The 25641-nt window shown below is 71.5% G+C and carries 21 protein-coding genes; 3 read left to right on the top strand and 18 right to left on the bottom strand.

Annotation, left to right across the window (positions count from 1 at the left end):
* Positions 1-122 precede the first annotated feature (122 nt).
* On the top strand, positions 123-842 hold the full coding sequence (locus PUR53_RS04480) for a DUF5995 family protein (protein ID WP_329907432.1): 720 nt from the start codon (positions 123-125) through the stop codon (positions 840-842).
* Between the two features lie 45 nt (positions 843-887).
* Here PUR53_RS04480 and PUR53_RS04485 read toward each other — a convergent pair whose 3' ends face one another.
* From PUR53_RS04485 to rpe, 8 genes are all read right to left on the bottom strand, one after another.
* Positions 888-2585, bottom strand: a complete 1698-nt coding sequence (locus PUR53_RS04485) for a flavin monoamine oxidase family protein (RefSeq protein WP_329901387.1) — start codon at positions 2583-2585, stop codon at positions 888-890.
* Between the two features lie 49 nt (positions 2586-2634).
* Complete coding sequence (locus PUR53_RS04490) at positions 2635-3423, bottom strand: carbon-nitrogen hydrolase family protein (protein WP_329907433.1); 789 nt, start codon at positions 3421-3423, stop codon at positions 2635-2637.
* A 244-nt stretch (positions 3424-3667) separates the two neighbouring features.
* Entirely contained in the window at positions 3668-4867 is a 1200-nt protein-coding gene (locus PUR53_RS04495) for an MFS transporter (protein ID WP_329907434.1), read from the bottom strand.
* Between the two features lie 190 nt (positions 4868-5057).
* Positions 5058-5510 carry an Lrp/AsnC family transcriptional regulator gene (locus PUR53_RS04500; RefSeq protein ID WP_045557267.1) on the bottom strand — a complete coding sequence of 151 codons (453 nt, stop codon included), beginning with the start codon at positions 5508-5510 and terminating at the stop codon, positions 5058-5060.
* Between the two features lie 10 nt (positions 5511-5520).
* Positions 5521-6987, bottom strand: coding sequence for an amino acid permease (locus tag PUR53_RS04505; protein WP_329907435.1), 1467 nt, complete (start codon positions 6985-6987; stop codon positions 5521-5523).
* A gap of 341 nt (positions 6988-7328) precedes the next feature.
* Complete coding sequence (locus PUR53_RS04510; RefSeq protein ID WP_329901391.1) at positions 7329-8771, bottom strand: GuaB1 family IMP dehydrogenase-related protein; 1443 nt, start codon at positions 8769-8771, stop codon at positions 7329-7331.
* 290 nt (positions 8772-9061) lie between these two features.
* The gene (locus tag PUR53_RS04515; RefSeq protein WP_329901392.1) at positions 9062-10105 is read right to left on the bottom strand and encodes a sugar-binding transcriptional regulator; all 1044 of its coding nucleotides are present in this window, start codon (positions 10103-10105) and stop codon (positions 9062-9064) included.
* 137 nt (positions 10106-10242) lie between these two features.
* Positions 10243-10929 carry a ribulose-phosphate 3-epimerase gene (gene rpe, locus PUR53_RS04520; protein WP_329907436.1) on the bottom strand — a complete coding sequence of 229 codons (687 nt, stop codon included), beginning with the start codon at positions 10927-10929 and terminating at the stop codon, positions 10243-10245.
* A 161-nt stretch (positions 10930-11090) separates the two neighbouring features.
* Between rpe and PUR53_RS04525 the strand changes: the two genes are divergently transcribed.
* Positions 11091-13247, top strand: a complete 2157-nt coding sequence (locus tag PUR53_RS04525; protein ID WP_329907437.1) for an MMPL family transporter — start codon at positions 11091-11093, stop codon at positions 13245-13247.
* 13 nt (positions 13248-13260) lie between these two features.
* Here the strand turns inward: PUR53_RS04525 and PUR53_RS04530 are convergent, their stop codons facing one another.
* Together PUR53_RS04530 and fmt are read right to left on the bottom strand one after the other, a co-directional pair.
* Positions 13261-14688, bottom strand: coding sequence for an RsmB/NOP family class I SAM-dependent RNA methyltransferase (locus tag PUR53_RS04530; protein WP_329901395.1), 1428 nt, complete (start codon positions 14686-14688; stop codon positions 13261-13263).
* A 231-nt stretch (positions 14689-14919) separates the two neighbouring features.
* Positions 14920-15852 (bottom strand): methionyl-tRNA formyltransferase, encoded by a 933-nt coding sequence (gene fmt / locus PUR53_RS04535; protein ID WP_329901396.1) that lies wholly within the window; start codon positions 15850-15852, stop codon positions 14920-14922.
* 398 nt (positions 15853-16250) lie between these two features.
* Between fmt and PUR53_RS04540 the strand changes: the two genes are divergently transcribed.
* Complete coding sequence (locus tag PUR53_RS04540) at positions 16251-16820, top strand: hypothetical protein (RefSeq protein WP_329901397.1); 570 nt, start codon at positions 16251-16253, stop codon at positions 16818-16820.
* A gap of 90 nt (positions 16821-16910) precedes the next feature.
* Here PUR53_RS04540 and PUR53_RS04545 read toward each other — a convergent pair whose 3' ends face one another.
* The 8 genes from PUR53_RS04545 to PUR53_RS04580 form a co-directional block, all read right to left on the bottom strand.
* Complete coding sequence (locus tag PUR53_RS04545) at positions 16911-19103, bottom strand: primosomal protein N' (RefSeq protein WP_329907438.1); 2193 nt, start codon at positions 19101-19103, stop codon at positions 16911-16913.
* A gap of 183 nt (positions 19104-19286) precedes the next feature.
* Positions 19287-20495 (bottom strand): methionine adenosyltransferase, encoded by a 1209-nt coding sequence (gene metK / locus PUR53_RS04550; protein WP_086803099.1) that lies wholly within the window; start codon positions 20493-20495, stop codon positions 19287-19289.
* Between the two features lie 240 nt (positions 20496-20735).
* Entirely contained in the window at positions 20736-21938 is a 1203-nt protein-coding gene (coaBC, locus tag PUR53_RS04555; RefSeq protein WP_329907439.1) for a bifunctional phosphopantothenoylcysteine decarboxylase/phosphopantothenate--cysteine ligase CoaBC, read from the bottom strand.
* 119 nt (positions 21939-22057) lie between these two features.
* A complete protein-coding gene (gene rpoZ, locus PUR53_RS04560) occupies positions 22058-22327 on the bottom strand; it encodes a DNA-directed RNA polymerase subunit omega (RefSeq protein ID WP_005485492.1) in 270 nt (89 codons plus the stop codon).
* A 64-nt stretch (positions 22328-22391) separates the two neighbouring features.
* Positions 22392-22985 (bottom strand): guanylate kinase, encoded by a 594-nt coding sequence (gene gmk / locus PUR53_RS04565; RefSeq protein ID WP_052146614.1) that lies wholly within the window; start codon positions 22983-22985, stop codon positions 22392-22394.
* Positions 22986-23046: 61 nt separating this feature from the next.
* Positions 23047-23370: an integration host factor gene (locus tag PUR53_RS04570; RefSeq protein WP_003977346.1), complete on the bottom strand. Its 324-nt coding sequence runs from the start codon at positions 23368-23370 to the stop codon at positions 23047-23049.
* A gap of 266 nt (positions 23371-23636) precedes the next feature.
* Positions 23637-24485, bottom strand: coding sequence for an orotidine-5'-phosphate decarboxylase (gene pyrF, locus PUR53_RS04575; protein WP_329901401.1), 849 nt, complete (start codon positions 24483-24485; stop codon positions 23637-23639).
* On the bottom strand, positions 24482-25588 hold the full coding sequence (locus PUR53_RS04580) for a quinone-dependent dihydroorotate dehydrogenase (protein WP_329907440.1): 1107 nt from the start codon (positions 25586-25588) through the stop codon (positions 24482-24484). Before PUR53_RS04580 ends, pyrF begins: the two co-directional genes overlap by 4 nt.
* Positions 25589-25641 lie beyond the last annotated feature (53 nt).

A 25641-nucleotide genomic window follows, 5' to 3' on the forward strand; every position in this document is an offset into this window, starting at 1 on the left:
GCTCACCGGACCGCGCTTCGTCGGCTTCCCGGCGCTTCCCGCCGCGCCCGCGTTACCCCGTTCCGGGGACGTGCCGGGCACGGCGGCACCGGTGTCAGCGTAGGCCTGCGACCCTGCCCCCTATGGCGCAGTCGGAACATTTCACCCCTTCCGTGGACCCGGTGGACGATCCCGTGGACACGGTCGTCTCCCGTATGCGCGCTCTGGACGCCGTCCTTCCCGAGCGGGACGGGATCGCCGTCTTCAACGGCGTCTACCTCGCCGTCACGGAGGCCATCGGACGGCGCCTGGACACCGGTCACTTCCCGGACGCCGAGGCCGCGATCACCCTGGACGTGCTGTTCGCCGAGCGGTATCTGCGGGTCGCCGAGGGCGGGCACGCGCCCGCGTGCTGGCGGCCGCTGCTGCAGTTCCGGCGCCACCCCGGGGTACGGCCGCTGCAGTTCGCCCTCTGCGGCATCAACGCGCACATCGGGCACGATCTCGCGCTGGCCGTCGTGGACACCTGTCGTACGCTCGGTTGCGAACCCGTCGATCTGGAGGACGAGTTCGAGCAGGTGGGCGATGTCCTCGTCTCGTTGGAGGAACGTATCCGCGAGGAGTTGATGCCGGGACCCGATCTTCTCCAGATCGCCGATCCGCTCACTCATCTGCTCGGCGCGTGGAGCCTGGAACGCGCCCGTGAGGCCAGTTGGTCGGCCGCCCGAGCGCTGTGGGCGCTGCGCGGACTCCCGGATCTCGCCGAGGAGTTCGCCCACCGGCTGGACGCGGCGGTGGGCCTCGCGGGCCGCATGCTGCTGACCCCGATGCCCGAGCGGGCCGACTGCCGGCCTCGCGGGTGACCTCCGGCCCGTGCGGGCGGGGGTGGCTCCTCCCTCGAAACCGCCCTAGTCCTCGGGGAGTTCGACGGGGGCGATCGTGTCGTAGACGTCTCCCGGGCCGGGGTTGGTCGCGTCCGTGGCGCCGCCGAAGTGGTGCATGACGCCCCAGACCGCGTTGAGCGCGGTCTGGATCGCGCCCTCCGCCCAGCCGGCCGTCCAGGAGATGTCGTCGCCGGCGAGGAAGATGCCCCGCTTGTCGTCGGGCAGCCGGTCCTGCATGAAGTGGGTGAACAGGCGCCGCTGGTAGCGGTAGTGGCCGGGCAGGTTCGCCTTGAACGCGCCCATGAAGTACGGCTCGTTCTCCCAGGAGACGGTCACCGGGTTGCCGATGACATGGCTCCGGATGTCGACGTTCGGGTAGATCTCGCCGAGCGACTTCAGCATGACCTCCATCCGCTCGTTCGCCGACAGCGGCAGCCACTTCAGGCTGTCGTCGCACCAGGTGTAGGAGAGGCAGATGACGGCGGGCTTGTCCGGGCCGTCGTCGAGGAGGTAGGTCCCGCGCGTCATGCGGTCGGTGAGCGTCATCGACATGACGTCCCGGCCGGTGACCTCGTCCTTGTCCAGCCAGAACGGCCGGTCGACGGGCACGAAGAGCTTGCTGGACTCCATGTAGTGGGTGCGCTCGATCGCCGTCCAGTGGTCGATCGGGAAGAGCGAGTCGTCGCAGGCGATCTTGGAGAGCAGCATCCAGGACTGCGCGGTGAAGATCGCCGCCCGGTAGGTGCGGATGTCGCCGTTCGCGTCCGTCACGGTGATCCGGTTGCCGGCGGTCCGCTGCAGCCGGGTGACGGCAGGCCTGGGCTCGCCCTCCGTGTGCAGGGACCTGAGGGACGTCCCGTACGGCCAGTGCACGATCTTCTCGGGCTCGCGTTCCCAGAGCCGCAGCGGGAGTTGCTGGCTGCCGCCGACGATGCCGCGGTGGTGGTCGTCGGCCTCGGTGTAGACGACGCGCAGGATCTCCAGGATGGAGTTGGGGAAGTCGGTGTCCCAGCCGCCGGTACCGAAGCCGACCTGGCCGAAGATCTCGCGGTGCCGGAAGGACTTGAAGGCCTCGGAGTCGCAGAGGAAGCCGTAGAAGGTCTGGTTGTCGAGCCGTTCGACGAGCTTGGCCCAGATCTCCCGGATGCGCGGCACGTCCCGCTCGCGCAGCGCCCGGTTCATGTCGGAGAAGTCGGCGCCCTCTTCGAGGCAGGCCTTCCAGGCGGCGGCCACGTCCCGGTAGACCTGCGGCAGGTCGTCGATGGTCTCGGCGTAGTGGGACTCGCCCTTGAGGTCGACCACGGTCGACGGCGTGGCCTCCGCGAGGGGGTTGGGGAACGGCCGGGTCTCCAGACCCGCCAGGTCGATGTAGTGCTGGAGTGCCGTGGAGGACGGCGGGAAGCGCATCGCCCCCATCTCGGCGGTGAGCGACGGGTCGCATCCCTCGAAGCCGACCGTCCGCAGGCGCCCGCCGATCCGGTCGGCCTCGTAGACGACCGGCTTGAGCCCCATCTTCATCAGCTCGTACGCCGCCACGATGCCGGACAGCCCCCCACCGATGACCGCGACCTCGGCTCCGTGCTCGGTGGCCGGTATCTGGCCCAGACCGGCCGGGTGGGCCAGGAAGTCGTCGTACGCGTACGGGAAGTCCGGGCCGAACATGGTGATCGGCGGCTGCTGCTCGTCTGCGTGCTCGACGGCGTTGGGCACGGTGGACGTCATGGGGTACGGACTCCTTGCGGTGGAACGGGGGTTCGGGGCGGGGCGGGACTCAGACGAGGGAGCCGTAGAGCCCGGGGCGACGGTCCTGGAGGTACGGGTTCGCCTCGCGAGAGGCCGCGAGGGAGGCGGGGTCGACATCGGCGAGGACGAGATCCTCCTCGCGCCCGGCGCGGGTACGCGCGATCCCGTCGGGCCCGGCCAGCGTGGACAGCCCGACGAACTCGAACTCCCCTTCACGGCCGACCCGGTTGACGTACGCGACGTACATCTGGTTCTCGAAGGCCCGCACCGGGATCATCGACTCGGCGACGAACTGGAACGGATGCATCTGGGCCGTCGGCACCACCAGCAGATCCGTGCCGGCGAGGGCGTGGGCGCGGACGTTCTCCGGGAACTCCACGTCGTAGCAGATCAGGATCCCGACGCGGAGCCCGCCCAGTTCGACCTGGACGACGCTCCGCCCGCCCGGCGTGAAGTGGTCGCGCTCGAAGCAGCCGAAGAGGTGGGTCTTGCGGTAGTTCGCCAGGCGGACGCCGTCGGCGGAGACGAGCTGCGCCGAGTTGTGGACCGCCTCACCGGCGCGTTCCGGGTACCCGTAGACGATCGCGACCCCGTGGCGCCCCGCGATCTCGGCGACCGCGTCGGCCGAGTCGCCGTCGGCCGCCTCGGCGAGCCGCGCGATGTCGTCCCCGATCGCGTACCCCGTCAGGAACATCTCCGGCGCCACCACCAGCCCCGCCCCGGCCTCGGCGGCCCGCCCCGCGGCCTCGTCGAGCACCTTCAGGTTCCCGACGACCGAGCCGGGCCGACCGGAGCTCTGGAGCAGGGCGGTACGCATGCGTGTTCCTCACCGGGACAAAGGGGGATCGGGGGCCAGAAAGACGGTACGGCCGCCACACCGAACCGGACAAGCGGCGGCCATTGCGTACCGATGGACGATTCGTTGCGTGCGGCCGGGCCCGCACGACGATTCGTTGCGCACCTGAGAAAGGGCACCACCCGCGCCCCTCAAGGGGCGCGGGGAACTGCGCGACCAGCCACACCGGACCCGCAGCCGCCCACGCAGCCCCCGCCCCACCCCCTTACGCGCCCCTCCGCACCACCAACACCCCCGCCGTCACGAGATACGGCACCGCGAACACGGCGAACGCCACCGCGTGCGCAGCTCCCGCACCCCCGATCACGGCATACACGGCGAAGACGGCGACCGTCGCCGTCTCCGTCCCCATGCTCGCGACGGACGTCAGCGTCGCCCGCCGAGCCCCGTCGATCCGGTCCTGCAACCGCGCGTCGGCGAGCACATTGACCAGCTGGAACCCCCCGAAGGCGACGGCGACGAGCCCGATCCCGGCAGGCGTCCCCATCAGCGCCCCCACGGCCAGCGCGACCGACGCCCCGGCCAGCACCACCCCCAGCCCGGCGGAGCCCATCCGCTCCCCCGCCCCGGTCAGCAGGCTGCCGATCGCCGGCCCCACCCAGATCACCAGCAGCAGATACGGCACGGTCTGCTCGGCCACCCCGGTGTCCCGGACCAGCAGCGGCGTGTACTCGTCGAGCGCGCCCCAGACCGCCCCGACGGCCGGCACCAGAAGCATCGCGCCCCGTACGGAACGGTCCCGGCGGAGCTCGGTGAGTCCCGCCCGCAGGGTGGCGAGGGTGGAGGCGTGCTTCGGCCCCGGCAGCGCCTCCCGGTGTTCGGGGAACCGCGTGGCCACCACCGACGTCAGCACACAGACCAGGACGCTCGCCGCGCCCACGGCCGGGTACCCGCCGAGGTCGAGGACCGGACCGGCCAGCCCCATCGCGGCCATCACGGCGATCATCCCGGCCGCCTGGGCCCGGCCGACGATCCGGGCGTAGCGGTCGGCCGCGCCCAGCCGGTCGAGTTCGTCGTAGACCAGCGCCTCCAACGCACCGGAACCGAGTGCGCCCCGCACGCCCCACAGGACGAACCCGAGGGCGAAGGCCCAGTACGAGGGGGCGATCACCCACAGGGCGAAGCCGGCGGCGGTGAGCAGCGGTCCCACCCACAGCAGCAGACGCCGGGAGACGGCATCGGCCCAGGCACCGGAGGGCACCTCCAGCACGATCCCGGTGAGGGACCACAGGGCGAACAGCGAGGAGATCTGCCAGATCGACAGCCCGGTGTCGCTGAACAGCAGCGCGTACACCGGGTAGAGCAGCACGAAGTCGTCGAGGAACGCGTACCCGTACAGCGTGGCCGTGAGCCGCCGGACACCAGTGGTCGCGACACCGGGCGCACGCGCAGGTGAGAGAGTCATGAGGCCTTCCGGAAGGAGCGGATCGGACGTCGTCGGTACGGCGTCCGAGGCGGTCCTCGGGAGGCGCGGCTGGTGGATCAATGTCGCCAGGTCATGGCACCGATGCTAGCCCGGCCGCCCCGTCCGGCCCAGGGGATATCGGGGATCACTCCGGAGCTTCGGGGTCCAGCGCGAACGTGGTGATCACGTCTCAGGCGGGCGACCCGGAAGAAAACCGCCGCAGCAAAGGAGAGAGAACGAGCACGGACTTCGTCCGCTCGACGAACGGCTCCCCCGCGATCCGCTCCAACACCCGCTCGAAGTGCCGCATATCAGAAGCGAACACCTGAACCACCGCATCGGCCTCCCCGGTGACCGTGGACGCGGCCACGACCTCCTGATACCGCTCCAGCCCCCGCTGGATCGTCTCCGGCGAGGTGTTCCGCCGGCAGTAGATCTCGACGAACCCCTCGGTCTCCCACCCGAGCGCGGCGGGGTCCACCCGGACCGTGAATCCGGTGATCGCCCCGGTCGCCCGGAGCCGGTCCACCCGCCGCTTCACCGCGGGCGCGGAGAGCCCCACGAGTTGGCCGATGTCGGAGTAGGAGCGACGGGCGTCCTCGGCGAGGGCGTGCACGATGCGTTCGTCGAGATCGTTCAGCACTGCGGGTGGATCACTTCTCTGGAGTCGCGAGACGGGAACGGCGATAGCCGTAACTGAAGTAGAACACGAGCCCGGCGGCCATCCAGACCCCGAAGACGACCCAGGTCACGCTGTCGAGGCTGCCCATCATCCAGACGCAGAACGCGAATCCCAGCGCGGGCAGCACCGGCGCCAACGGCACCCGGAACGTCCGCGGCATCTCCGGCCGGGTCCGCCGCAGCACCACGACGGCCACGTTGACCAGCGCGAACGCGAACAACGTACCGATGCTCGTGGCGTCCGCGAGCTGCCCCAGCGGGATCGCGGCGGCGAGCACACCGCAGAACAGCGAGACGATCAGGGTGTTCACGCGCGGTGTCCCGGTCTTCGGGTGCACGCGCGAGAACACCTTCGGCACGAGCCCGTCCCGGGACATGGCGAACAGGATGCGGGTCTGCCCGTACAGCACGGTGAGCACCACACTCGCGATGGCGATGACGGCCCCGCCCGCCAGCAGCGTGCCCCAGAACGCGTCCCCGGTGACGTCCTTCATGATCCCGGCGAGCGCGGCCTCGGACTCGCCGAACCCCTCCCAGGGCCGCGCCCCGATCGCGACGGCGGCCACCAGCACGTACAGCGCGGTGACGATGACCAGCGACAGCATGATGGCGCGCGGCAGGTCGCGCTGGGCGTTCTTCGCCTCCTCACCGGCGGTCGAGGCCGCGTCGAACCCGATGTACGAGAAGAAGAGTGTGGCCCCGGCCGCGCTGACGCCCGCCATGCCGAGCGGCATGAAGTTCTCGTAGTTGCCGGACCGGAAGCCCTGGAGGCCGATGAGGCAGAAGAGCAGCAGGGCGGCGATCTTCACCACGACCATGATCGTGTTGGCGCGGGCCGACTCACGGGCGCCGCCCAGCAGGAAGGCCATCGCCAGCAGGACGACGATCAGCGCGGGCAGGTTGAAGACGCCCCCGTCACCGGGCGGCGCGGACAGCGCGGCCGGGATGGTCACACCGAGGGTCCCGTCCAGCAGCTCGTTGAGGTACTCACCCCACCCCACGGCGACCGCCGACACCGACACGCCGTACTCCAGCACCAGACACCAGCCGCAGACCCAGGCGACCAGCTCGCCCATCGTTGCGTACGCGTACGAGTACGAGGACCCGGAGACCGGGATGGTGCCGGCCAGTTCCGCGTACGACAGCGCGGAGAACAGCGCGGTGAGACCGGCGATCACGAAGGAGAGGGTGACGGCGGGACCGGCCTTCGGGACGGCCTCGCCGAGGACGACGAAGATGCCGGTGCCGAGCGTGGCGCCAATGCTGATCATCGTCAGCTGCCACAGTCCGAGGGACCGCCGAAGCGACCCTCCCTCGCCCTGGCCACCCTCCGCGACCAGGCGTTCCACGGGCTTGCGGCGCATCAGCCCCGCCCCGAGGCCGCTGGAGGGCGGGGCGGACCGATTCTCGTGCTGTGGGGGTGCGCCTTGGTCGAGCACGCGTGGCTCCTTTATCGCTGCCGGTCAGGGCGGGTGAGGACCGACAGCACCGAACAGCAAGGGGGCCACCGAGCAGGAGGTCCCCGCCACGCCACGTACAGCGCCTGACCCTATGAGCCAGAGCTTCGCGAGCGTAATGCGGCAACCTTGCGCACCAACGCAAGATCGTTGCGTTACCGACGGCTGCGCGAAGCTTCATTGCACGACGGGTTTCAGACCGTTGCGTGCGCTGTCGGCAAGGGGGAAACCGCAACCATGGTCAGGGGCGCGGGGAACTGCGCGAGAAGGCACGCCGAACCAGCACCCGCCGACACACAGCTCCCCCCGAGTTCTGAGGCGCCCTAACTCCAGCTGGCGTGCAAAGGCTTGCCCTCCGCGTACCCGGCCGCACTCTGAATCCCCACAACCGCCCGCTCAGCGAACTCCTCCAAGGACCCGGCCCCCGCGTACGTACACGACGACCGCACCCCCGCGATGACCGAGTCGATCAGATCCTCGACCCCCGGCCGCGCCGGATCCAGGAACATCCGCGACGTGGAGATGCCCTCCTCGAACAACGCCTTGCGCGCCCGGTCGTACGCCGACTCCTCGCTCGTACGGTTACGAACGGCCCGCGCCGACGCCATCCCGAACGACTCCTTGTACAGCCGCCCGCCGGCGTCCTGCTGAAGGTCGCCCGGCGACTCGTACGTCCCCGCGAACCACGACCCGATCATCACGTTGGACGCGCCCGCGGCCAGCGCCATGGCGACGTCGCGGGGGTGCCGCACACCCCCGTCGGCCCACACGTGCTTCCCGTACTTCCTCGCCTCGGCCGCGCACTCCAGCACCGCGGAGAACTGCGGACGCCCGACGCCGGTCATCATCCGGGTCGTGCACATGGCACCCGGCCCGACCCCGACCTTGACGATGTCCGCGCCGGCCTCGATCAGGTCCCGCACGCCCTCGGCGGCGACGATGTTGCCGGCCACGATCGGCACCCGGGGGTCGAGATCGCGCACCAGCTTGATGGCGTTGATCATCGACTCCTGGTGGCCGTGCGCGGTGTCGATGACGAGCGTGTCGACGCCCGCGGCGAGCAGCTGCTTCGCCTTGTCCACGAAGTCGCCGTTGATGCCGACGGCGGCGGCCACGCGCAGCTTGCCGTTCGCGTCGACGGCGGGGCTGTACAGCGTGGCGCGGAGCGCGCCCTTGCGGGTCAGGATGCCCGCGAGACGGCCGTCCCGGTCGACGGCGGGCGCGTACCGGCGGTTGGCCGCGTCGAGCCGGTTGAAGGCCTCACGGGGGTCGATGTCGGCGTCGAGGAGCAACAGGTCCCGGGACATGACGACTTCGAGCTGGGTGAAGCGGTCGACGCCGGTGAGGTCCGCGTCGGTGACGACACCGACGGGCCGCAGCGCGTCGTCGACGACGACGCCCGCGTTGTGCGCGCGCTTCGGCAGCAGGGCCAGCGCGTCGGCGACCGTCTGGTGCGGGTTCAGCACGATCGGGGTGTCGAGGACGAGGTGGCGGCTCTTCACCCAGGAGATGACGTCGGTGACGACCTCGATCGGGATGTCCTGCGGGACGACCACCAGGCCACCGCGGCGGGCGACCGTCTCGGCCATCCGGCGGCCGGCGATGGCGGTCATGTTGGCGACGACGAGCGGGATGGTGGTCCCCGTACCGTCCGGTGAGGCCAGGTCCACACCCTGCCGTGATCCGACGGCGCTACGGCTCGGGACCATGAAGACGTCGTCGTACGTCAGGTCGTACGCGGGCTGGATGTCATTGAGGAAACGCACGTGCCGCACATCCCGGTCGATCAGAGGTGACCCCCTGACAGGACCGCCAGAGGGAAGAGCACGTACCTCATTGTCCCATGTCGGCGGGTATGAGCGGCCCCGACAGATCGTCCCAAGGGGCGGTGCACGGCCTAGGAGGATCCTCCGAGAGCGAGCACGACCCGCGCCCCGCGAGGGGCGCGGGGAACCGCGCGATCAACCCCACACGACCCGCGGCCGCCCCCGGACCCCAACCCGGCAGACGCTCCCACGCCCCACCGAGCGGACCTACCGTCCGTCCGAGCGGAGCGCTACGCCCCGTCGGGGTCCGCCCGGTTGAGCGCCGGACGCGGCGTCTGACCGGCCGTCAGCAGGTAGTCCGCCGCAGAGGTGTCCGTGACGAGGCTGGTCACCAGCCCCGAGCGCAGCACGGCGTCGATCGCGGCCGCCTTGCGCTGCCCGCCGGCGATCGCGACGACCTCGGGGATACGGCGGAGCTGGTCGGCCTTGACCGTGATGCACCGCTCGCCGAGGTCCCGCCCGACACGGCGGCCGTCCGCGTCGAAGAGGTGTGCCGACATCTCGGCGGCGACCCCGAGGGAGGCGTAGTGCCCCCGCTCCTCGTCGCTGAGCATGTCGTGCACCGTGGAGATGCCCGCCTCCCAGGAGCCGATGGAGACACAGGCGACGGTGACCTTGTCGAAGTACTCGAAGGCCCGCGCGATCCCGGTCTGGTGACGCAGCGCGGCAGCCGTGGCCGCGTCAGGCAGCAGCATCGGCGCGTAGATGGGGTGGGCGTCGCCGCCCGACACCTGCGCGGCCCGCCGTACCGCCTCGACCGAGCCGCGCTCGGCGGTCCCGGCGTCGTACACCCCCGTCAACTGCACCACCGTGCACGGCGGCAGCCGGTCGAGCGCCGCCGCCATGTGAATGGTGGAGCGGCCCCAGGCGAGGCCGAGCACATCGCCCTCGTTGACCAGTTCGCCGAGCAGGTCCGCGGCGACCTCGCCGAGGTTCTCCGGGTCGGGCGACTCCTCGGCGTCGGCCGGGGACTCGACGACCACGGCGTGCCGCAGGCCGTACCGGGCCCGCAGCGCGTCGGAGCGATCCGCGTCCAGTTCCGCGGGGACGCGGATCTCGATCCGTACGAGATCCCGCTCGAGGGCGGTCTCCAGGACCCGGGCCACCTTGAAGCGGCTCACGCCGAACTCCTCGGCGATCTGGATCTTGGACTTGCCCTCGAGGTAGAAGCGGCGAGCCATGGCCGCCGCCTGTACCAGCTCAGCGGGTCCCATCCGCATAGCTGATCGGCCCGCCGACATACCCGACACGGCCATCTCCTCACTGCTCTTCACACATGGATACGCCGTTCATCCTTGCAGATCCGGCGTTTTCGATCAGCCCGAAGGAAAGCCGTTCACGTTTCCTTGGCCCTCTGGACGCACGACGTGCCCCGCCCGCCCCGGCGTTCGCACGGCCGTACCGCCGTGATTCAGTGGCCGCAGGCCCAGCCGGCGGTCGCCGTCACAGCCTCCGCCCGCGCGCGCAGCGCCCGCACCGCCTCGGCCGGGTCCTGCGCCCCGTACACCGCGGAACCGGCGACGAAGACGTCCGCGCCCGCCTCGGCGCAGCGCTCGATCGTGGACTCGGCGACACCGCCGTCGACCTGGAGCCACAGGTCGAGGCCGTGCTTGCTGATCAACTCGCGGGTCCGGCGGATCTTCGGGAGCATGATGTCGAGAAAGGCCTGGCCCCCGAAGCCCGGTTCGACCGTCATGATCAGCACCATGTCGAGTTCGGGCAGCAGGTCCTCGAACGGCTCGATCGGCGTCGCGGGCCTGAGCGCCATGGAGGCCCTGGCACCCTTGGCCCGGATCTCACGGGCGAGTCGCACCGGTGCGGCGGCCGCCTCCGCATGGAAGGTGACGGAACCGGCACCCGCTTCCACGTACTGGGGCGCCCACCGATCGGGGGCCTCGATCATCAGGTGGCAGTCCAGCGGCGTCTCCGTCGCGCGGGCCAGGGACTCTACGACCGGCACACCGAGCGTGAGGTTCGGGACGAAATGGTTGTCCATCACGTCTACATGGAGCCAGTCGGCTCCCTCGACCGCCTTCGCCTCGTCGGCGAGACGGGCGAAGTCGGCGGACAGGATGCTGGGGTTGATCTGCGCGGCCATGGGCCAAGACTGCCATGCCCCCCGGGGGTTGCGGGCATCGGTCCGGGGTGTAGACGGTGGTTCGTCGACCGCGGGCCCGTCGTGGTTGCTCGCGCCCACGCGGCGGAGCCGCGGATGTCACTGTCCCCCGCCCCTGGCAGGGCGCGGTCGTGGAGGTCGGTATGACAGGGAACCGCGGCATCGGGCATCTCGTCTGCGGGCGGCGCGCCAAGTGGGTCGTGCTGGGTCTGTGGCTGGTGGTGCTGTTCGTGGTGGCGCCGTTCGCCACGAAGCTCACCGACGCACAGGACAACGACGCCTCCTCGTGGCTGCCGGGCTCGGCGGAGTCCACACAGGTCCTGGAGATCTCCGAGGGCTTCCGGCCCGAGCAGATCCCGGCCGTGGTCGTCTACGCCCGGGAGAGCGGCCTGACGGCCGAGGACCGGGCGACGATCGAGGCGGACGTACGGGAGCTCAAGCAGCTCACCGATCACAAGATCATCGGCGACCAGACCCGGGGCCCCGTCTACGACCGCGCGACCGACCCGAGGGCCGCCCAGGTCTATGTGCCGATCACGATGGACGAGAAGGGCTGGGAGCGGATCGCGCCCGCGGTGGACTCGATCCGGGACGATGTGGGTGAGGGCGGCGACGGGCTCTCCGTGCACATCACGGGCCCGGGCGGTACGTCCGCCGACTTCTCCGAGGCGTTCGAGGGCATCGACTCCACGCTGCTGATGTCGGCGATGGCCGTCGTCATCGTGATGCTCCTGCTCACCTACCGCAGTCCGACCCTCATCCTGGTGCCGCTCCTCGCGGTCATCGCGGCCCTGTTCACGGCCCAGGCCCTGATCTATCTGCTCGCGGAACACGCCGGCCTGACCGTGAACGGCCAGAGCGCGGGCATCCTCACCGTCCTCGTGTTCGGCGCGGGCACCGACTACGCCCTGCTGCTCGTGGCCCGCTACCGCGAGGAGTTGCGCCGTCACGAGGACCGCCACGAGGCGATGGCCCTCGCCCTGCACCGGGCGGGCCCGGCGGTGCTGGCGTCCGGCGCGACGGTGGTGCTGAGCATGCTGGTGCTGCTGGCCGCCGAGATGAACTCCACGAGCGGTCTGGGTCCCGTGGCGGCCATCGGCGTGGCGGTCGCGCTGCTCGCGATGATGACGCTGTTCCCCGCCCTGCTGGTGATCTTCGGCCGCTGGATCTTCTGGCCGGTGATCCCGCACCTCGGCAGCGCCGACCCCACCGAGCGGGGTGTGTGGGCCCGCATGGGCCACCGTTTCTCCCGCCGCCCCCGGACGGTCTGGGTGGCGACGGCGGCCGCCCTCGCGCTGTGCTCGCTGGGCCTGATCCAGCTGCGCGCGGAAGGCATCAGCAACGCGGACGCCTTCACCGGCGAACCCGACTCGATCGTCGGCCAGGAGGTCTCCGCACGCTACTTCCCCGCGGGCAGCGGCGATCCCCTGGTGATCATCAGCAACCAGGCACAGGCCCGCGAGGTGGGCCGCGTGGTCGCCGACACCGAAGGCGTCGTCGCGGACTCGCTCGGCCTGCCGCCCGGCACGAAACCCGCGAACGACGGCAAGGTCCTCTTCGAGGCGACCATGTCCGACCCGGCCGACAGCGAGGCCGCGAAGGACACCGTCGAGCGGGTCCGGGACGCCGTGCACGCGGTGCCGGACGCCGACGCCCAGGTGGGCGGCGGTACGGCGGCCCTGCTGGACATGGACGAGGCGACGACCCACGACAACATCCTGATCATCCCGCTGGTGCTGCTCGTGGTCCTGCTGATCCTCTGTGCCCTGCTCCGCGCGCTGATCGCCCCGCTCCTGCTGATCGGGACGGTGATCCTGTCCTTCGCCGCCGCGCTGGGCATCAGCGCGCTCGCGTTCAGACACCTCTTCGACTACGCGGGCGAGTCGACCGACTTCCCCCTGTTCGTCTTCGTGTTCCTGGTCGCCCTGGGGATCGACTACAACATCTTCCTGACCACCCGCATCCGCGAGGAGACCGCCCGCCAGGGCACCCGCAAGGCCGTGGTGACGGGCCTGGCGACGACCGGCGCGGTGATCACCTCGGCCGGCCTGGTCCTCGCCGGCACCTTCGCCGCCCTCGGCACGCTCCCCATGGTCGCCTTCGCCGAGATCGGCTTCGCGGTCGCCCTGGGCGTCCTCCTGGACACCTTCATCGTGCGATCCGTACTGGTCACGGCCCTGTTCCTGGACGTCGGCCCGAAGGTGTGGTGGCCCCACCGACTGGCCCGGGAGGACGGCGGCGGCACACCGCCACCACCACCGAGACAACCGGCGGGCAGCACAGCGGGACCGGACGGCTGACGGGGCTGGAGCGTCACGCGACCCGGCGGATGAGGGCCAGATACATGGCGTCCGTCCCGTGCAGATGCGGCCACAGCTGGATGTCGGGCCCCTCGCCCAGCGCCGGTACGCCCTCCAGCAGGGGCCGCGCGTCGATCAGGTCGACCGCGTCGCCGTACTGCTTGAGCATGTCGTCGACGACCGCGCGGGTCTCGGCCAGGTGCGGCGAGCAGGTGGCGTAGCCGACGACCCCGCCGACGCGTACGGACTCCAGCGCGGTCCGCAGCAGCGCCCGCTGGAGCGGGGCGAACCCGTCCAGGTCCTCGGGCCGCCGCCGCCACCGGGCCTCGGGGCGCCGCCGCAGGGCCCCCAGCCCCGTACAGGGCACGTCCATCAGCACGCGGTCGAACGCCCCCGGCCGCCAGGGCGGGCGCGTCCCGTCGGCGGCGATCACCTGATACGGCCCCGGATTGCCGTCCAGTGCCCTGGCGACCAGCCCGGCCCGGTGCGGCTGCTTCTCGGAGGCGAGCAGCACGGCCCCGCGCTCGGCGGCGAGGGCAGCGAGCAGCGCGGCCTTGCCCCCGGGCCCGGCACACCCGTCGAGCCAGGCCTTGTCGGGACCCTCCAGCGGGGCGTTGGCGAGGGCGAGCGCCACGAGCTGGCTGCCCTCGTCCTGCACACCGGCCCGTCCCTCCCGTACGGCGTCCACGGCACCGGGCTCGCCGCCTTCGGACAGCCGCACGGCGTACGGTGACCAGCGCCCCGCCACCGCGGACTCCTCCCGGAGCAGTTCCTCGGCGGTCGACCGTCCGGGCCGGGCGACGAGGGTGACCTCGGGCCGCTCGTTGTCGGCCTCCAACAGATCCTCGATCCCGGCCCGCCCGCCGCCGAGGGAGTCCCACAGCGCGGAGACGACCCAGCGGGGATGCGAGTGCACGACCGCGAGATGGTCCTCCGGGTCGTCCTCGTAGGGCGGCGCGACGCGCTCCAGCCAGCCGTCGAGGTCGTGCTGCGCGATCTTGCGCAGCACGGCGTTCACGAACTTGGCCCGCCCGTCGCCGAGCACGACGCGCGCGAGGTCGACGGAGGCGGACACGGCGGCGTGCGTCGGAATCCGGGTGCCCAGCAGCTGGTGCGCACCGAGGCTGAGCACATCGAGCACCGGCGGGTCGACCTCTCGCAACGGCCGGTCCACGCACTGCGCGATGACCGCGTCGTACGTCCCCTGCCGCCGCAGCGTCCCGTACACCAGCTCGGTGGCCAGCGCCGCATCCCGCCCGTCGAACTTCTCGGGCCCCTCCTTCTCCCGCGCCCGGCGCAACAGCGGCGGCAGAACGAGGTTCGCGTACGCGTCCCGTTCGTCCACGGCCCGGAGCGCCTCGAAGGCGAGCATACGGACGGGGTCCTTCTGGGGACGGCGATACGGCTTGCCCGGCTTACGCGGACGGGACTGCTCACTCACGAAAAAGGTGCTCCGGATACGGGACGAGATACCACGGCCAGGGTACGCCGCGGGCGCGGAGCACCGGGCGTCGGCCGTGGATGCCTGAGGGCAGGACGACAACGGGCTTGGCGAGAAGAGGGATCGAGGCTCGGGTTCGGGGACCGGGCACATGACAGCTGGCACCTGGCACCTGGCACCTGGCACCTGGCACCTGGCACCTGGCACCTGGCACCTGGGAGACCGAGCCGCTCAGTCCCCGACCGACTCGCCGGACTCGATCCGGACCCCGCGTGCCCAGTCGGCGGCCCGCATCGGCTTCTTGCCCTGCGCCTGCACCCAGAGCAGTTCCACGGCGTACGACCCGGTCCCGACGTACACGTGGTTCTTGCCGACTTCGAGTGCGCCCGGGGCGAGTTCCGTCCGCTCGGGCACTGGCACGACCTGGACGAGCTTCAGCCGCTCGCCGCGGAAGGTCGTCCACGCGCCCGGCGCGGGCGTGCAGCCGCGCACGACCCGGTCGACACGCAGCGCGGGTGTGGCCCAGTCGATCCGGGCGTCCTCCACGGTGATCTTCGGCGCGAGGGTGATCCCGTCGGCGGGCTGGGGCACGGCCTTCAGGGTGCCGTCCTCGATCCCGTCCATCGTGGCGGCGAGCAGCCCGGAGCCGGCGAAGGCGAGCCGGGTCAGCAGATCCCCGCTCGTGTCGGTCGGCCGGATCTCCTCGGTGACCGTCCCGTACACCGGTCCGGAGTCGAGCCCCTCCTCGATGAGGAAGGTGGACGCCCCCGTGATCTCGTCCCCGGCCATGATCGAGTGCTGGACGGGGGCGGCGCCCCGCCAGGCGGGCAACAGGGAGAAGTGCAGGTTGACCCAGCCGTGGACGGGCACGTCGAGGGCGACCCGGGGCAGGAGGGCGCCGTAGGCGACGACCGGGCAGCAGTCGGGCGCGATCTCCCTCAGCCGCGCAAGGAAATCCTCGTCCCGAGGCCGGTGCGGCTTCAGCACCTCGATGCCGGCTTCCTCGGCCCGCTGCGCCACCGGGCTGGCGACCAGCCGCCGCCCCCGCCCCGCCGGCGCGTCCGGCCGCGTCACGACCGCAGCCACCTCATGCCTCCCCGACGCGATCAACGCGTCCAACGCGGGAACAGCGACCTCTGGGGTACCGGCGAAGACGAGCTTCATGAATGTCTGACGGCCTCTCGGACGAAAGTTCGACGCCCCACGCGACAACGGGGACAACACCCCAGTCTATGTTCCACACTCACCACCCCAACGGCCCGCAGCCCACAACGACGCCCCGCGGCACGCACCGACGGCCCGCGGTCGCCGACGGCGAGGACCCCCACGGGAGACCCGTACTTCTCGGCCAAGGAGTAACGGGCGGTGCGCGGGTGGGAAAACCAGCCCAGACCCCAGCCGCAGCGGGGGCGCACCCCCACCCACGCGCCCCACGCATATGCCCCCACGCCCCCACCCCGTTACCAGCGGAGCGAATTCGCGTTGGTCAAGAAAGAGTTGACCGATACGCGCCGCAATCGCGGCACCTCCCCTTTTTCAACGCCGGTTCGAGAGGCTTGTTCATGGCCGACCACGCAACCCACGACGCCCAGGCTCGGGCCAGCCTGCACTTGCTGGTGCGGGACATCGAGCGGGTCCGCCGGCAGGTGGACGCACTGCGCACCCTCACCGCCCAGTTGGGCAACGTCTACCGCCCGCGCCGCTCCGGCCCCTCCACGGGCTTCGTCGTCTACGGACGCGCCCCCGCCCCGACCGTCCGCCTCGCCCAGGAGCTGCGGGACAGTGTCGAGACCCTGGTCACGGCAGCCGTGGACTTCGACCGCTCGCTCGGCTTCTCATGGGACGCGGTGGGCTCGGCCCTCGGGGTCACCAAGCAGGCCGTTCACCGCCGTTACGGCGCCCGCCGCGCCGCCGCCCAGGCCGCCGCGGAAGCGGAACGCACGGGGGACCCCCAGGGCACCCGCACCGTCAACGTCGGCTCCGGCCTCCCCACGGTCCCGGCGGCCCGCTCGATGCCCGCGCCCCTGCCCGCCCCGGTGCCCGCGCACATGCCGACGCAGCCGACGTCGGGCAGCCCCACCCTCCGCGACGACGTGAGACCCACGGCCTTCCCCGGCCCGCGCAACGGCTGACCGCCCGCACCCCTGCCTCCCGGTGTCCGACCGGGAGGCAGACCCATGCCGGGAGGCAGTGCCATGCCGAGCCTCCCGGCCCCGTACCGCTCACCCGATGTCCAACGGATCCACCCGGATCCGCACACGCGCTCCTTCACTCACCCCGCGCGCCATCCGCGCCGCCTGCGCGCTCTTCAGCGCACCGGCCAGCGCCGCCCCGCTCCCCGGCGGCACTCGGATCAGCGCACGCTCCCAGTGCTCCCCCGCCGCCGACACGCCGGCCAGCCGCGCTCGTGCCCCACCGGCCGCAGAGCCCGCACCCGACCCGGGGACCGTCGGCGCGGACACCGGCACAGGCCCCAACACCTCGGCGTCCGGCGGCAGTTCGATCGCCGCCAGGAACTCGGCCACGGCCTGGACCGGCCCGGACACGGCGGCCATCCGTGACACCGGGGGAAAGCCCAGCTCGGCCCGTTCGGCGAGTTCCCGCACCGCGTGCCCCACGGGGTCCCACCGCACGAGCGCCTGCACGGGCCGTAGCGTCGGCTCGGCGACCACGACGACCGTGCCGCCGGCCCCCTGGTTCCGTACGAGCGCTGCGGCGCCGATCCAGCGCCGCAGCGCGTCCTCCCCGGCCCGCAGATCAGGCCGTCCGAGCATGGCCCAGCCGTCGAGCAGCAGGGCCGCCGCGTACCCGCCCTCGGCGACCGGCTCGGCCCCGGGCGTGCTCACGACCAACGCGGGCGTCCCCGGCACGGTGTCGAGCACCTGCTCCCGGCCGGAGGTCCGCACCGGCACGGCGGGAAAGGCCCGCCCCAGTTCCTCGGCGGTCCGCCGTGCCCCCACGACCTGTGCCCGCAGCCGGCTGCTCCCGCACTCGGGGCAGTGCCAGCCGCCCTCCTCACGCCCGCACCAGCCGCACAGCAGGGCCCCCGCACCGTCCTGCGCCGCCAGCGGCCCCGCGCAGTGCCGGCATCGGGCCGGCTCCCGGCACCGCGCGCAGGCCATCCGCGGCACATACCCACGCCGGGGCACCTGCACCAGCACGGGCCCGTCCCGCAACCCCTCCCGCGCGACCTGCCAGGCGAGACTCGGCAACCGCGCCGCCCGAGCCGCCTCGTCCCGCGCGAGGTCCGCGTCCCCCACGGTCCGCACCAGCGGCGCGGCGGCCCGCACCTGCTCCCGCCCGGCCACGATCGGCGCGGCCCAGCCGCTCTCGACGAGCTGGGCGGCCTCGACCGTACAGCTCCAACTCCCCAGCAGAAACCCGCACTTGTCCCGGGTGGCCCGTAGCTCCAGCACCTCGCGCACATGGGGAAAGGGGGCGTTGTCGTCGCTGTGACTGGCGTCTCCGTCGTCCCAGACGACGACCAGCCCGAGATCCCGCACCGGCGCGAACATGGCCGCCCGGGTCCCCACCACCGCCCGTACGGCCCCCCGACGCACGGCCAGCCACTCGCGGTAGCGCTTCTCCTGCCCGGCATCGGCGGTCAGCAGCGCGTGCCGCCCCTCCCCCAGCAGCTGCCTGAGCGCCTCGTCGACCCGAGCTGCGGGCCGCCCGGCCGGTACGACGACGAGCGCGCCGCGCCCCGACGCCAGCGTCGCCTGCACGGCCCGCGCGATCTCCTCGGCCCATTCCGGCCCCGGCAACGCGGTCCACACGGCCCGGGGCGCACCCCCGCCGGCCAGCGCCCGCAGAAACCCCTCCCCCCGCCCGTACCGCAGCCACGACCCCGGCTCGGGCGCGGCGGGCGGGGCCGCCGGCTCGCCCGTCGGCACGGCCTCCGCACGAGCGTGCCGAGGGGGAACGGCCAGCTGCAGTACATCGGCGAGGCTCCCCGCGTACCGGTCGGCGACGGCTCGCGCCAGCCCCAACAGCTCGGGCCCCAGCACAGGTTCGGGGGAGACGACCTGGGCGAGCGCGGCCAGGGGGCCGCTGTAGTCCGACTCGGCGACCCGCTCGACGAGAAACCCGTCGATCAGCGAGCCGCCCTCGCGCCGCCCTTCGCGGACGTTCCGCCCCCCGGCGCCGAACCGCACCCGTACCCGCACTCCCGGCTGGGCGTCCGCGTCCAGTTCCTCCGGCACCGCGTAGTCGAAGTATCGGTCGAGATGCAGCACACCCTTGTCGACCAGCACCCGGGCGACCGGCAACTCCTTCGCCAGCGCCGCCCCCCGCCAGGTCCGAGGCTTCGCCCGCGGCACCTTGGCCTTGCGCACCGCCTCCCGGACAAGCGCCAGCTGCTCCGGCTCCCCGCCCCCCGCCGCGCCCCCGCCCCTCGTACCGTCCTCGCTGCTCACACCCCCATCCTCCCAAACCCCACTGACAGCCGACGCCGCCCGAGATCGCGGTGGGCGGCGGGCCTCAGCGTGCGCACCCGGTAGCCCGGCGGCCACGAGGGCGGGGAACGCGCCGAGGCCCGGCACCCCCGAGGGGGTGCCGGGCCTCGGCGTAGAGCGGAAGAGACGGTGGGCCAGGAGGGCTCAGAGGCCCGCGGCCTTGCGCAGCTCCTCGACGCGGTCCGTGCGCTCCCAGGTGAACTCGGGGAGTTCGCGGCCGAAGTGACCGTATGCGGCGGTCTGGCCGTAGATCGGGCGCAGCAGGTCGAGGTCACGGATGATGGCGGCCGGACGGAGGTCGAAGACCTCGTCGATGGCCTTCTCGATCCGGTCGGTGTCGACCTTGGCGGTGCCGAAGGTCTCGACGAACAGGCCGACGGGCTCGGCCTTGCCGATGGCGTAGGCGACCTGGACCTCGCAGCGGGAGGCCAGGCCGGCCGCGACGACGTTCTTGGCGACCCAGCGCATCGCGTACGCCGCGGAGCGGTCGACCTTGGACGGGTCCTTGCCCGAGAAGGCGCCGCCGCCGTGGCGGGCCATGCCGCCGTACGTGTCGATGATGATCTTGCGACCGGTCAGGCCGGCGTCGCCCATCGGGCCGCCGATCTCGAAGCGGCCGGTCGGGTTGACCAGCAGGCGGTAGCCCTCGGTGTCCAGCTTGATGCCGTCGTCCAGGAGGGCCTTCAGCTCCGGCTCCACCACGAACTCGCGGATGTCGGGGGCGAGGAGGGACTCCAGGTCGATGTCGCTGGCGTGCTGCGAGGAGACGACCACCGTGTCCAGACGGACCGCCTTGTCACCGTCGTACTCGATGGTGACCTGGGTCTTGCCGTCGGGACGCAGGTAGGGGATGGTGCCGTTCTTGCGGACCTCGGACAGGCGCTTCGACAGGCGGTGCGCCAGGAAGATCGGCAGCGGCATCAGCGTCGGCGTCTCGTCCGACGCGTAACCGAACATCAGGCCCTGGTCGCCGGCGCCCTGCCGGTCCAGCTCGTCCTCGTCACCCTCGACCCGGTTCTCGTACGCCGTGTCCACACCCTGCGCGATGTCCGGGGACTGCGCGCCGATCGACACCGACACACCGCAGGAGGCGCCGTCGAAGCCCTTCTTCGACGAGTCGTAGCCGATGTTCAGGATGGTGTCGCGCACCAGCTGGGCGATCGGCGCGTACGCCTTGGTCGTGACCTCGCCGGCCACGTGCACCAGGCCGGTCGTGATGAGCGTCTCCACTGCGACGCGGGACGTGGGGTCCTCGCGCAGGAGCGCATCGAGAATGGCATCGCTGATCTGGTCAGCGATCTTGTCGGGGTGACCCTCGGTCACAGACTCCGAGGTGAACAGACGACGGGACACAACGCTCCCTGGGGTTGCAGCGGCTGCTGGCTGATCATTGTCGGACGTGCTCGGGGGCTGCGCCCGGCGTCGTCCGAGAACAGTTTATCGGTCGGGCTCGGCCACCGGCCCACCTGTCTCGCCTCTCGGGAGCCCTGTGACCTGCGGCACGTGCATTCTGCCCAATGGCCGTCGCTGTCCGCCAGGGTCGCCACGCCCTAATGTGCGTGGTTCGAGTGAGGCCTGACGCGAATACCACCGTCACTCGAGTTTGTCGGCCACCAGGCCCCACACCGTTTCGGCCAGGGCTTCCTTGGGGCCGTAGGGCACCGGTGTCTCGCTTCCGTCGGCTCCCAGCACCACGGCCTCGTTCTCCTCGGAGCCGAAGGTCTTGCGCTCCCCCACCTCGTTCACCACCAGCAGATCGCACCCCTTGCGGGCCAGTTTGGCGCGGCCGTTGGCGAGGACGTCGTCGGTCTCGGCGGCGAAGCCGACGATCACCTGGCCGGGGCGCGGGCGGTCCGCGGAGATCTCCGCGAGGATGTCCGGATTACGTACCAGGACGATGGGCTCGGGTTCCTGGCCGTCCTTCTTCTTGATCTTGCCGGTGGCGTAGTTCTCCGGGCGGAAGTCCGCCACCGCGGCCGCCATCACCACGACGTCCGCGTCCGGCGCCGCCTTGAGCACCGCCTCCCGCAGCTGGACCGCCGTACCGATCCGGACGACGTCCACGCCCGCGGGATCCGGTAGTCCGGTGTTGCCCTCGATCAGCGTGACCCGGGCGCCTCGCGCGGCGGCCGTACGGGCGAGGGCGTACCCCTGTTTGCCGGAGGAGCGGTTGCCGAGGAAGCGGACGGGGTCGAGGGGCTCCCGGGTGCCGCCGGCGGTCACCACGACGTGCCGGCCGACGAGGTCGGGCTCGGTGACGCCGCGCGCCAGCACCCGGCGGCAGACCTCGAAGATCTCGCCGGGGTCCGGCAGTCGGCCCTTGCCGGTGTCGACGCCGGTCAGCCTGCCCACGGCGGGGTCGATGACGAGGGCGCCCCGGCGGCGGAGCGTCGCCACGTTCTCCTGGGTGGCCGGGTGTTCCCACATCTCGGTGTGCATGGCGGGGGCGAAGACGACCGGACAGCGAGCGGTGAGCAGGGTGTTGGTGAGGAGGTCGTCGGCCAGGCCGTGGGCGGCCTTGGCCAGCATGTCGGCGGTGGCCGGGGCGACGACGACCAGATCGGCCTCCTGCCCGATGCGCACGTGCGGCACCTCGTGGACGCTCTCCCAGACCTCGGTGGAGACCGGGTTGCCGGAGAGCGCGGACCAGGTGGCGGCGCCGACGAAGTGCAGCGCGGAGTCGGTCGGCACGACCCGTACGTCATGACCGGACTCGGTCAGCCGGCGCAGCAGCTCGCACGCCTTGTAGGCGGCGATCCCGCCGCTGACCCCCAGAACGACCTTCGGCTTGCCCACCGGGCCTCCCCGCACTCGGATGTGTACGCCTTCTGCGTGACGCCTCAATGACACACCACAGGCCCGACAGTCGCACTGCCGGGCCTGTGGAAAAACCTACTGCGATCTGCCGATATGACTTACGCGGGGCCCTCGACGGCCTCGGACGTCAGCAGACCCGCGTTGATCTCGCGCAGGGCGATCGAGAGCGGCTTCTCGTGGACGTGGGTGTCGACGAGGGGACCGACGTACTCGAGGAGGCCCTCGCCGAGCTGCGAGTAGTACGCGTTGATCTGGCGGGCACGCTTGGCCGCATAGATCACGAGGCTGTACTTCGAGTCGGTGGCCTCGAGGAGCTCGTCGATCGGCGGGTTGATGATGCCCTCGGGCGCGGAGATGGAAGAGGACACGCTCTACCTTCCGATGGATGGGAAAAGATCGGTCGTGATCACAGAAAACGGACAGAGCCCGTGATCACACAACATCCATCAAGGCTAGCAGCTCGCGGGCCACGTCCTCGACGGAGGTGTTGACCAGGGTCACGTCGAACTCCGGCTCGGCCGCCAGCTCGATCTTGGCCGCCTCCAGGCGGCGTTCGATCACCTCGGGCGGCTCGGTGCCCCGGCCGGTGAGCCTGCGCACCAGTTCCTCCCAGGAGGGAGGCGCCAGGAAGACCAGCTGGGCTTCCGGCATGGTCTCGCGGACCTGCCGTGCGCCCTGGAGGTCGATCTCCAGCAGGACCGGCTCGCCCCGCTCCAGGCGTTCGAGCACGGCGGCCCGGGGGGTGCCGTAGCGGTTGCCGGCGAACTCGGCCCACTCCAGCAGCTCGCCGTTGGCGATCAGCTTGTCCATCTCGTCGTCGGTGACGAAGAAGTAGTGGACTCCGTGCTGCTCGCCGGGGCGTGGCTTGCGGGTCGTCGCCGACACCGACAGCCAGACCTCGGGGTGCGCCTTGCGCATATGGGCGACGACCGTGCTCTTGCCGACCCCTGAGGGGCCGGAGAGCACGGTCAGCCGCGGACGTACGTCCGGGGGCTCGGGGGTCGTCCCCCGGAATGTTGCAGCCATGCAGCGATTATTCCAGCAATCCCGGGGTGCCCGGGACTCCCTTCCCGCCAGGGGGGCGGGATCAGGAACCGGTGCTGCCGAACTCACGCTCCAGGGAAGCGATCTGGTTGGAACCGAGGCCGCGTACACGACGGCTCTCGGAGATGCCGAGTCGCTCCATGATCTGCTTGGCGCGGACCTTGCCCACGCCCGGCAGGGACTCGAGCAGGGCGGAGACCTTCATCTTGCCGATGACGTCGTTCTCCTGGCCCTGCTTGATGACCTCATGCAGGGAGGCGCCGGAGTGCTTGAGTCGATTCTTGACCTCGGCCCGCTCCCGGCGAGCCGCGGCGGCCTTTTCGAGCGCGGCTGCGCGCTGTTCAGGGGTAAGGGGCGGAAGAGCCACGCCTACGTCACCTCGGATGTCGAACTGTCGGATACGGACCGGTGAGGAACCTAGTCGCCCCACACCTGGGGTGCCACGAGCAACACGCTCGCCCGTTCACCCTGCTCGGAGACTAGCGGCCAACTCCGCCAGAGTCAGCGAGAACAGCGGAAAAGTCCTGGTCAGCCTCCATGGAGTCGGACATAAGCCTCATATCGCCCCGGATTTGAGAATGTATTCAGACTCAAGGCGGCCGGGAACCGACCCCCGGCCACTCATCGGAGGTCTCAGGCGGCCTTCGTCGCGGTGCGGATCTCGTCCGCGAAACGATCCGAGGCGTCACGCAGCGCGACGACGTCGCCACCGTGACGAAGGACACCTCGACTGACGTTCGGCACCACATGGCGCACGGCGGCGCCGAAGACCGCCGGAAGATCGGCCGGAGTGGCGCCCTGGGCACCGATCCCCGGCGCGAGGAGAGGTCCGTTGATGTTCAGGTCGTACGACGAGAGGTCACCCAGCGTGGCGCCGACGACCGCGCCGAAGGACCCCAGGGGCTCCTCCCCCGCGTTCTCGGCCGCCAGGTGCGCCAGCATGGTCGCGCCGACGTTCCGGCCGTCGGGGTCGTCGGCGCGGACCGCGTGCTGCACCTCACCGCCCTCCGGGTTGGAGGTGAGCGCCAGCACGAAGAGTCCGGCCCCGTTCTCACGCGCCAGGTCCACGGCGGGCCTCAGCGAGCCGTAGCCCAGGTAGGGCGAGACCGTCAGCGCGTCCGAGAAGAGCGGCGCGTCCTTGCGCAGGAAGGTCTCGGCGTACGCGGCCATGGTGGAGCCGATGTCGCCGCGCTTGGCGTCCATGACGACCAGCGCGCCGGCCGCCCGCGCCTCCGCCACACACTTCTCCAGGACGGCGATGCCGCGCGACCCGAAGCGCTCGAAGAACGCGCTCTGCGGCTTGAGGACGGCCACCCGGTCGGCCAGCGCCTCGACGACCGTGCGGCTGAAGTGCTCCAGGCCCGCGACGTCGTCGTTCAGGCCCCAGTCGGCGAGCAGGGAGGCGTGCGGGTCGATGCCGACGCAGAGCGGCCCGCGTTCGTCCATGGCTCGGCGCAGGCGGGCGCCGAAGGGCTCGGTCATACCGTCTTCCTCACGTCGGCGCCGACCGCGTCGGCGAGGGTGGCGTAGGGGCTGGTGCGCAGGCGGGCCGCGAGGCCCTTGTGCAGGGCGCGCGACCAGAAGGGCCCCTCGTAGATGAAGGCGCTGTAGCCCTGGACCAGGGTGGCTCCCGCCAGGATGCGCTGCCAGGCGTCCTCGGCGTTCTCGATGCCGCCGACGCCCACCAGGGTGATCCGGTCGCCCACGCGCGCGTAGAGGCGGCGCAGGACGGCGAGGGAGCGGTCCTTGACCGGGGCGCCGGAGAGACCGCCCGTCTCCTTCACGAGGGAGGGTTCGGACTTCAGACCGAGTCCGTCGCGCGCGATGGTGGTGTTCGTGGCGATGATCCCGTCCAGACCCAGCTCCACGGCGAGGTCGGCGACGGCGTCGACATCCTCGTCGGCGAGGTCCGGCGCGATCTTCACCAGCAGCGGCACGCGGCGGGTGCGGACCGTGCGGTCGGCGGCCTCGCGGACGGCGGTCAGGAGGGGCCGCAGCGCCTCGGTGGCCTGGAGGTTGCGCAGGCCGGGCGTGTTGGGCGAGGAGACGTTGACGACCAGGTAGTCGGCGAACGGGGCGAGGCGCTCGGTGGACTTCACGTAGTCCGCGGCGGCCTCGTCCTCGGGAACGACCTTGGTCTTGCCGATGTTGACGCCGATGACCGTCCTGAAGACGGGCGTGCGGGAGGCCAGGCGGGCGGCGACGGCGAGCGAGCCCTCGTTGTTGAAGCCCATGCGGTTGATCAGGGCGCGGTCGGCGACCAGCCGGAACAGCCGCTGCTTGGGGTTGCCGGGCTGGCCCTCGCCCGTCACGGTGCCGATCTCGACGTGGTCGAAGCCGAGCATCGACATCCCGTCGATCGCGATCGCGTTCTTGTCGAAGCCGGCGGCGAGTCCGAAGGGGCCGTGCATCCGCAGCCCGAAGGCCTCCGTGCGCAGTTCCTCGTAGCGGGGCGCGAGGGCCGCCGCCAGGAAGGTGCGCAGCACGGGGACGCGGACGGCGAGGCGGATCCAGCGGAAGGCCAGGTGGTGGGCCTCCTCCGGGTCCATCCGCTTGAAGACCAGACGGAAGAAGAGCTTGTACATGGTGGTGTCCTCATGAAGAGGGGGACACCGTTTCCGGTGTCCCCCTCTTCGGC

The sequence above is a fragment of the Streptomyces sp. SP18BB07 genome, assembly GCF_036322545.1.
In the GTDB taxonomy this organism is placed as follows: Bacteria; Actinomycetota; Actinomycetes; order Streptomycetales; family Streptomycetaceae; genus Streptomyces; species Streptomyces deccanensis.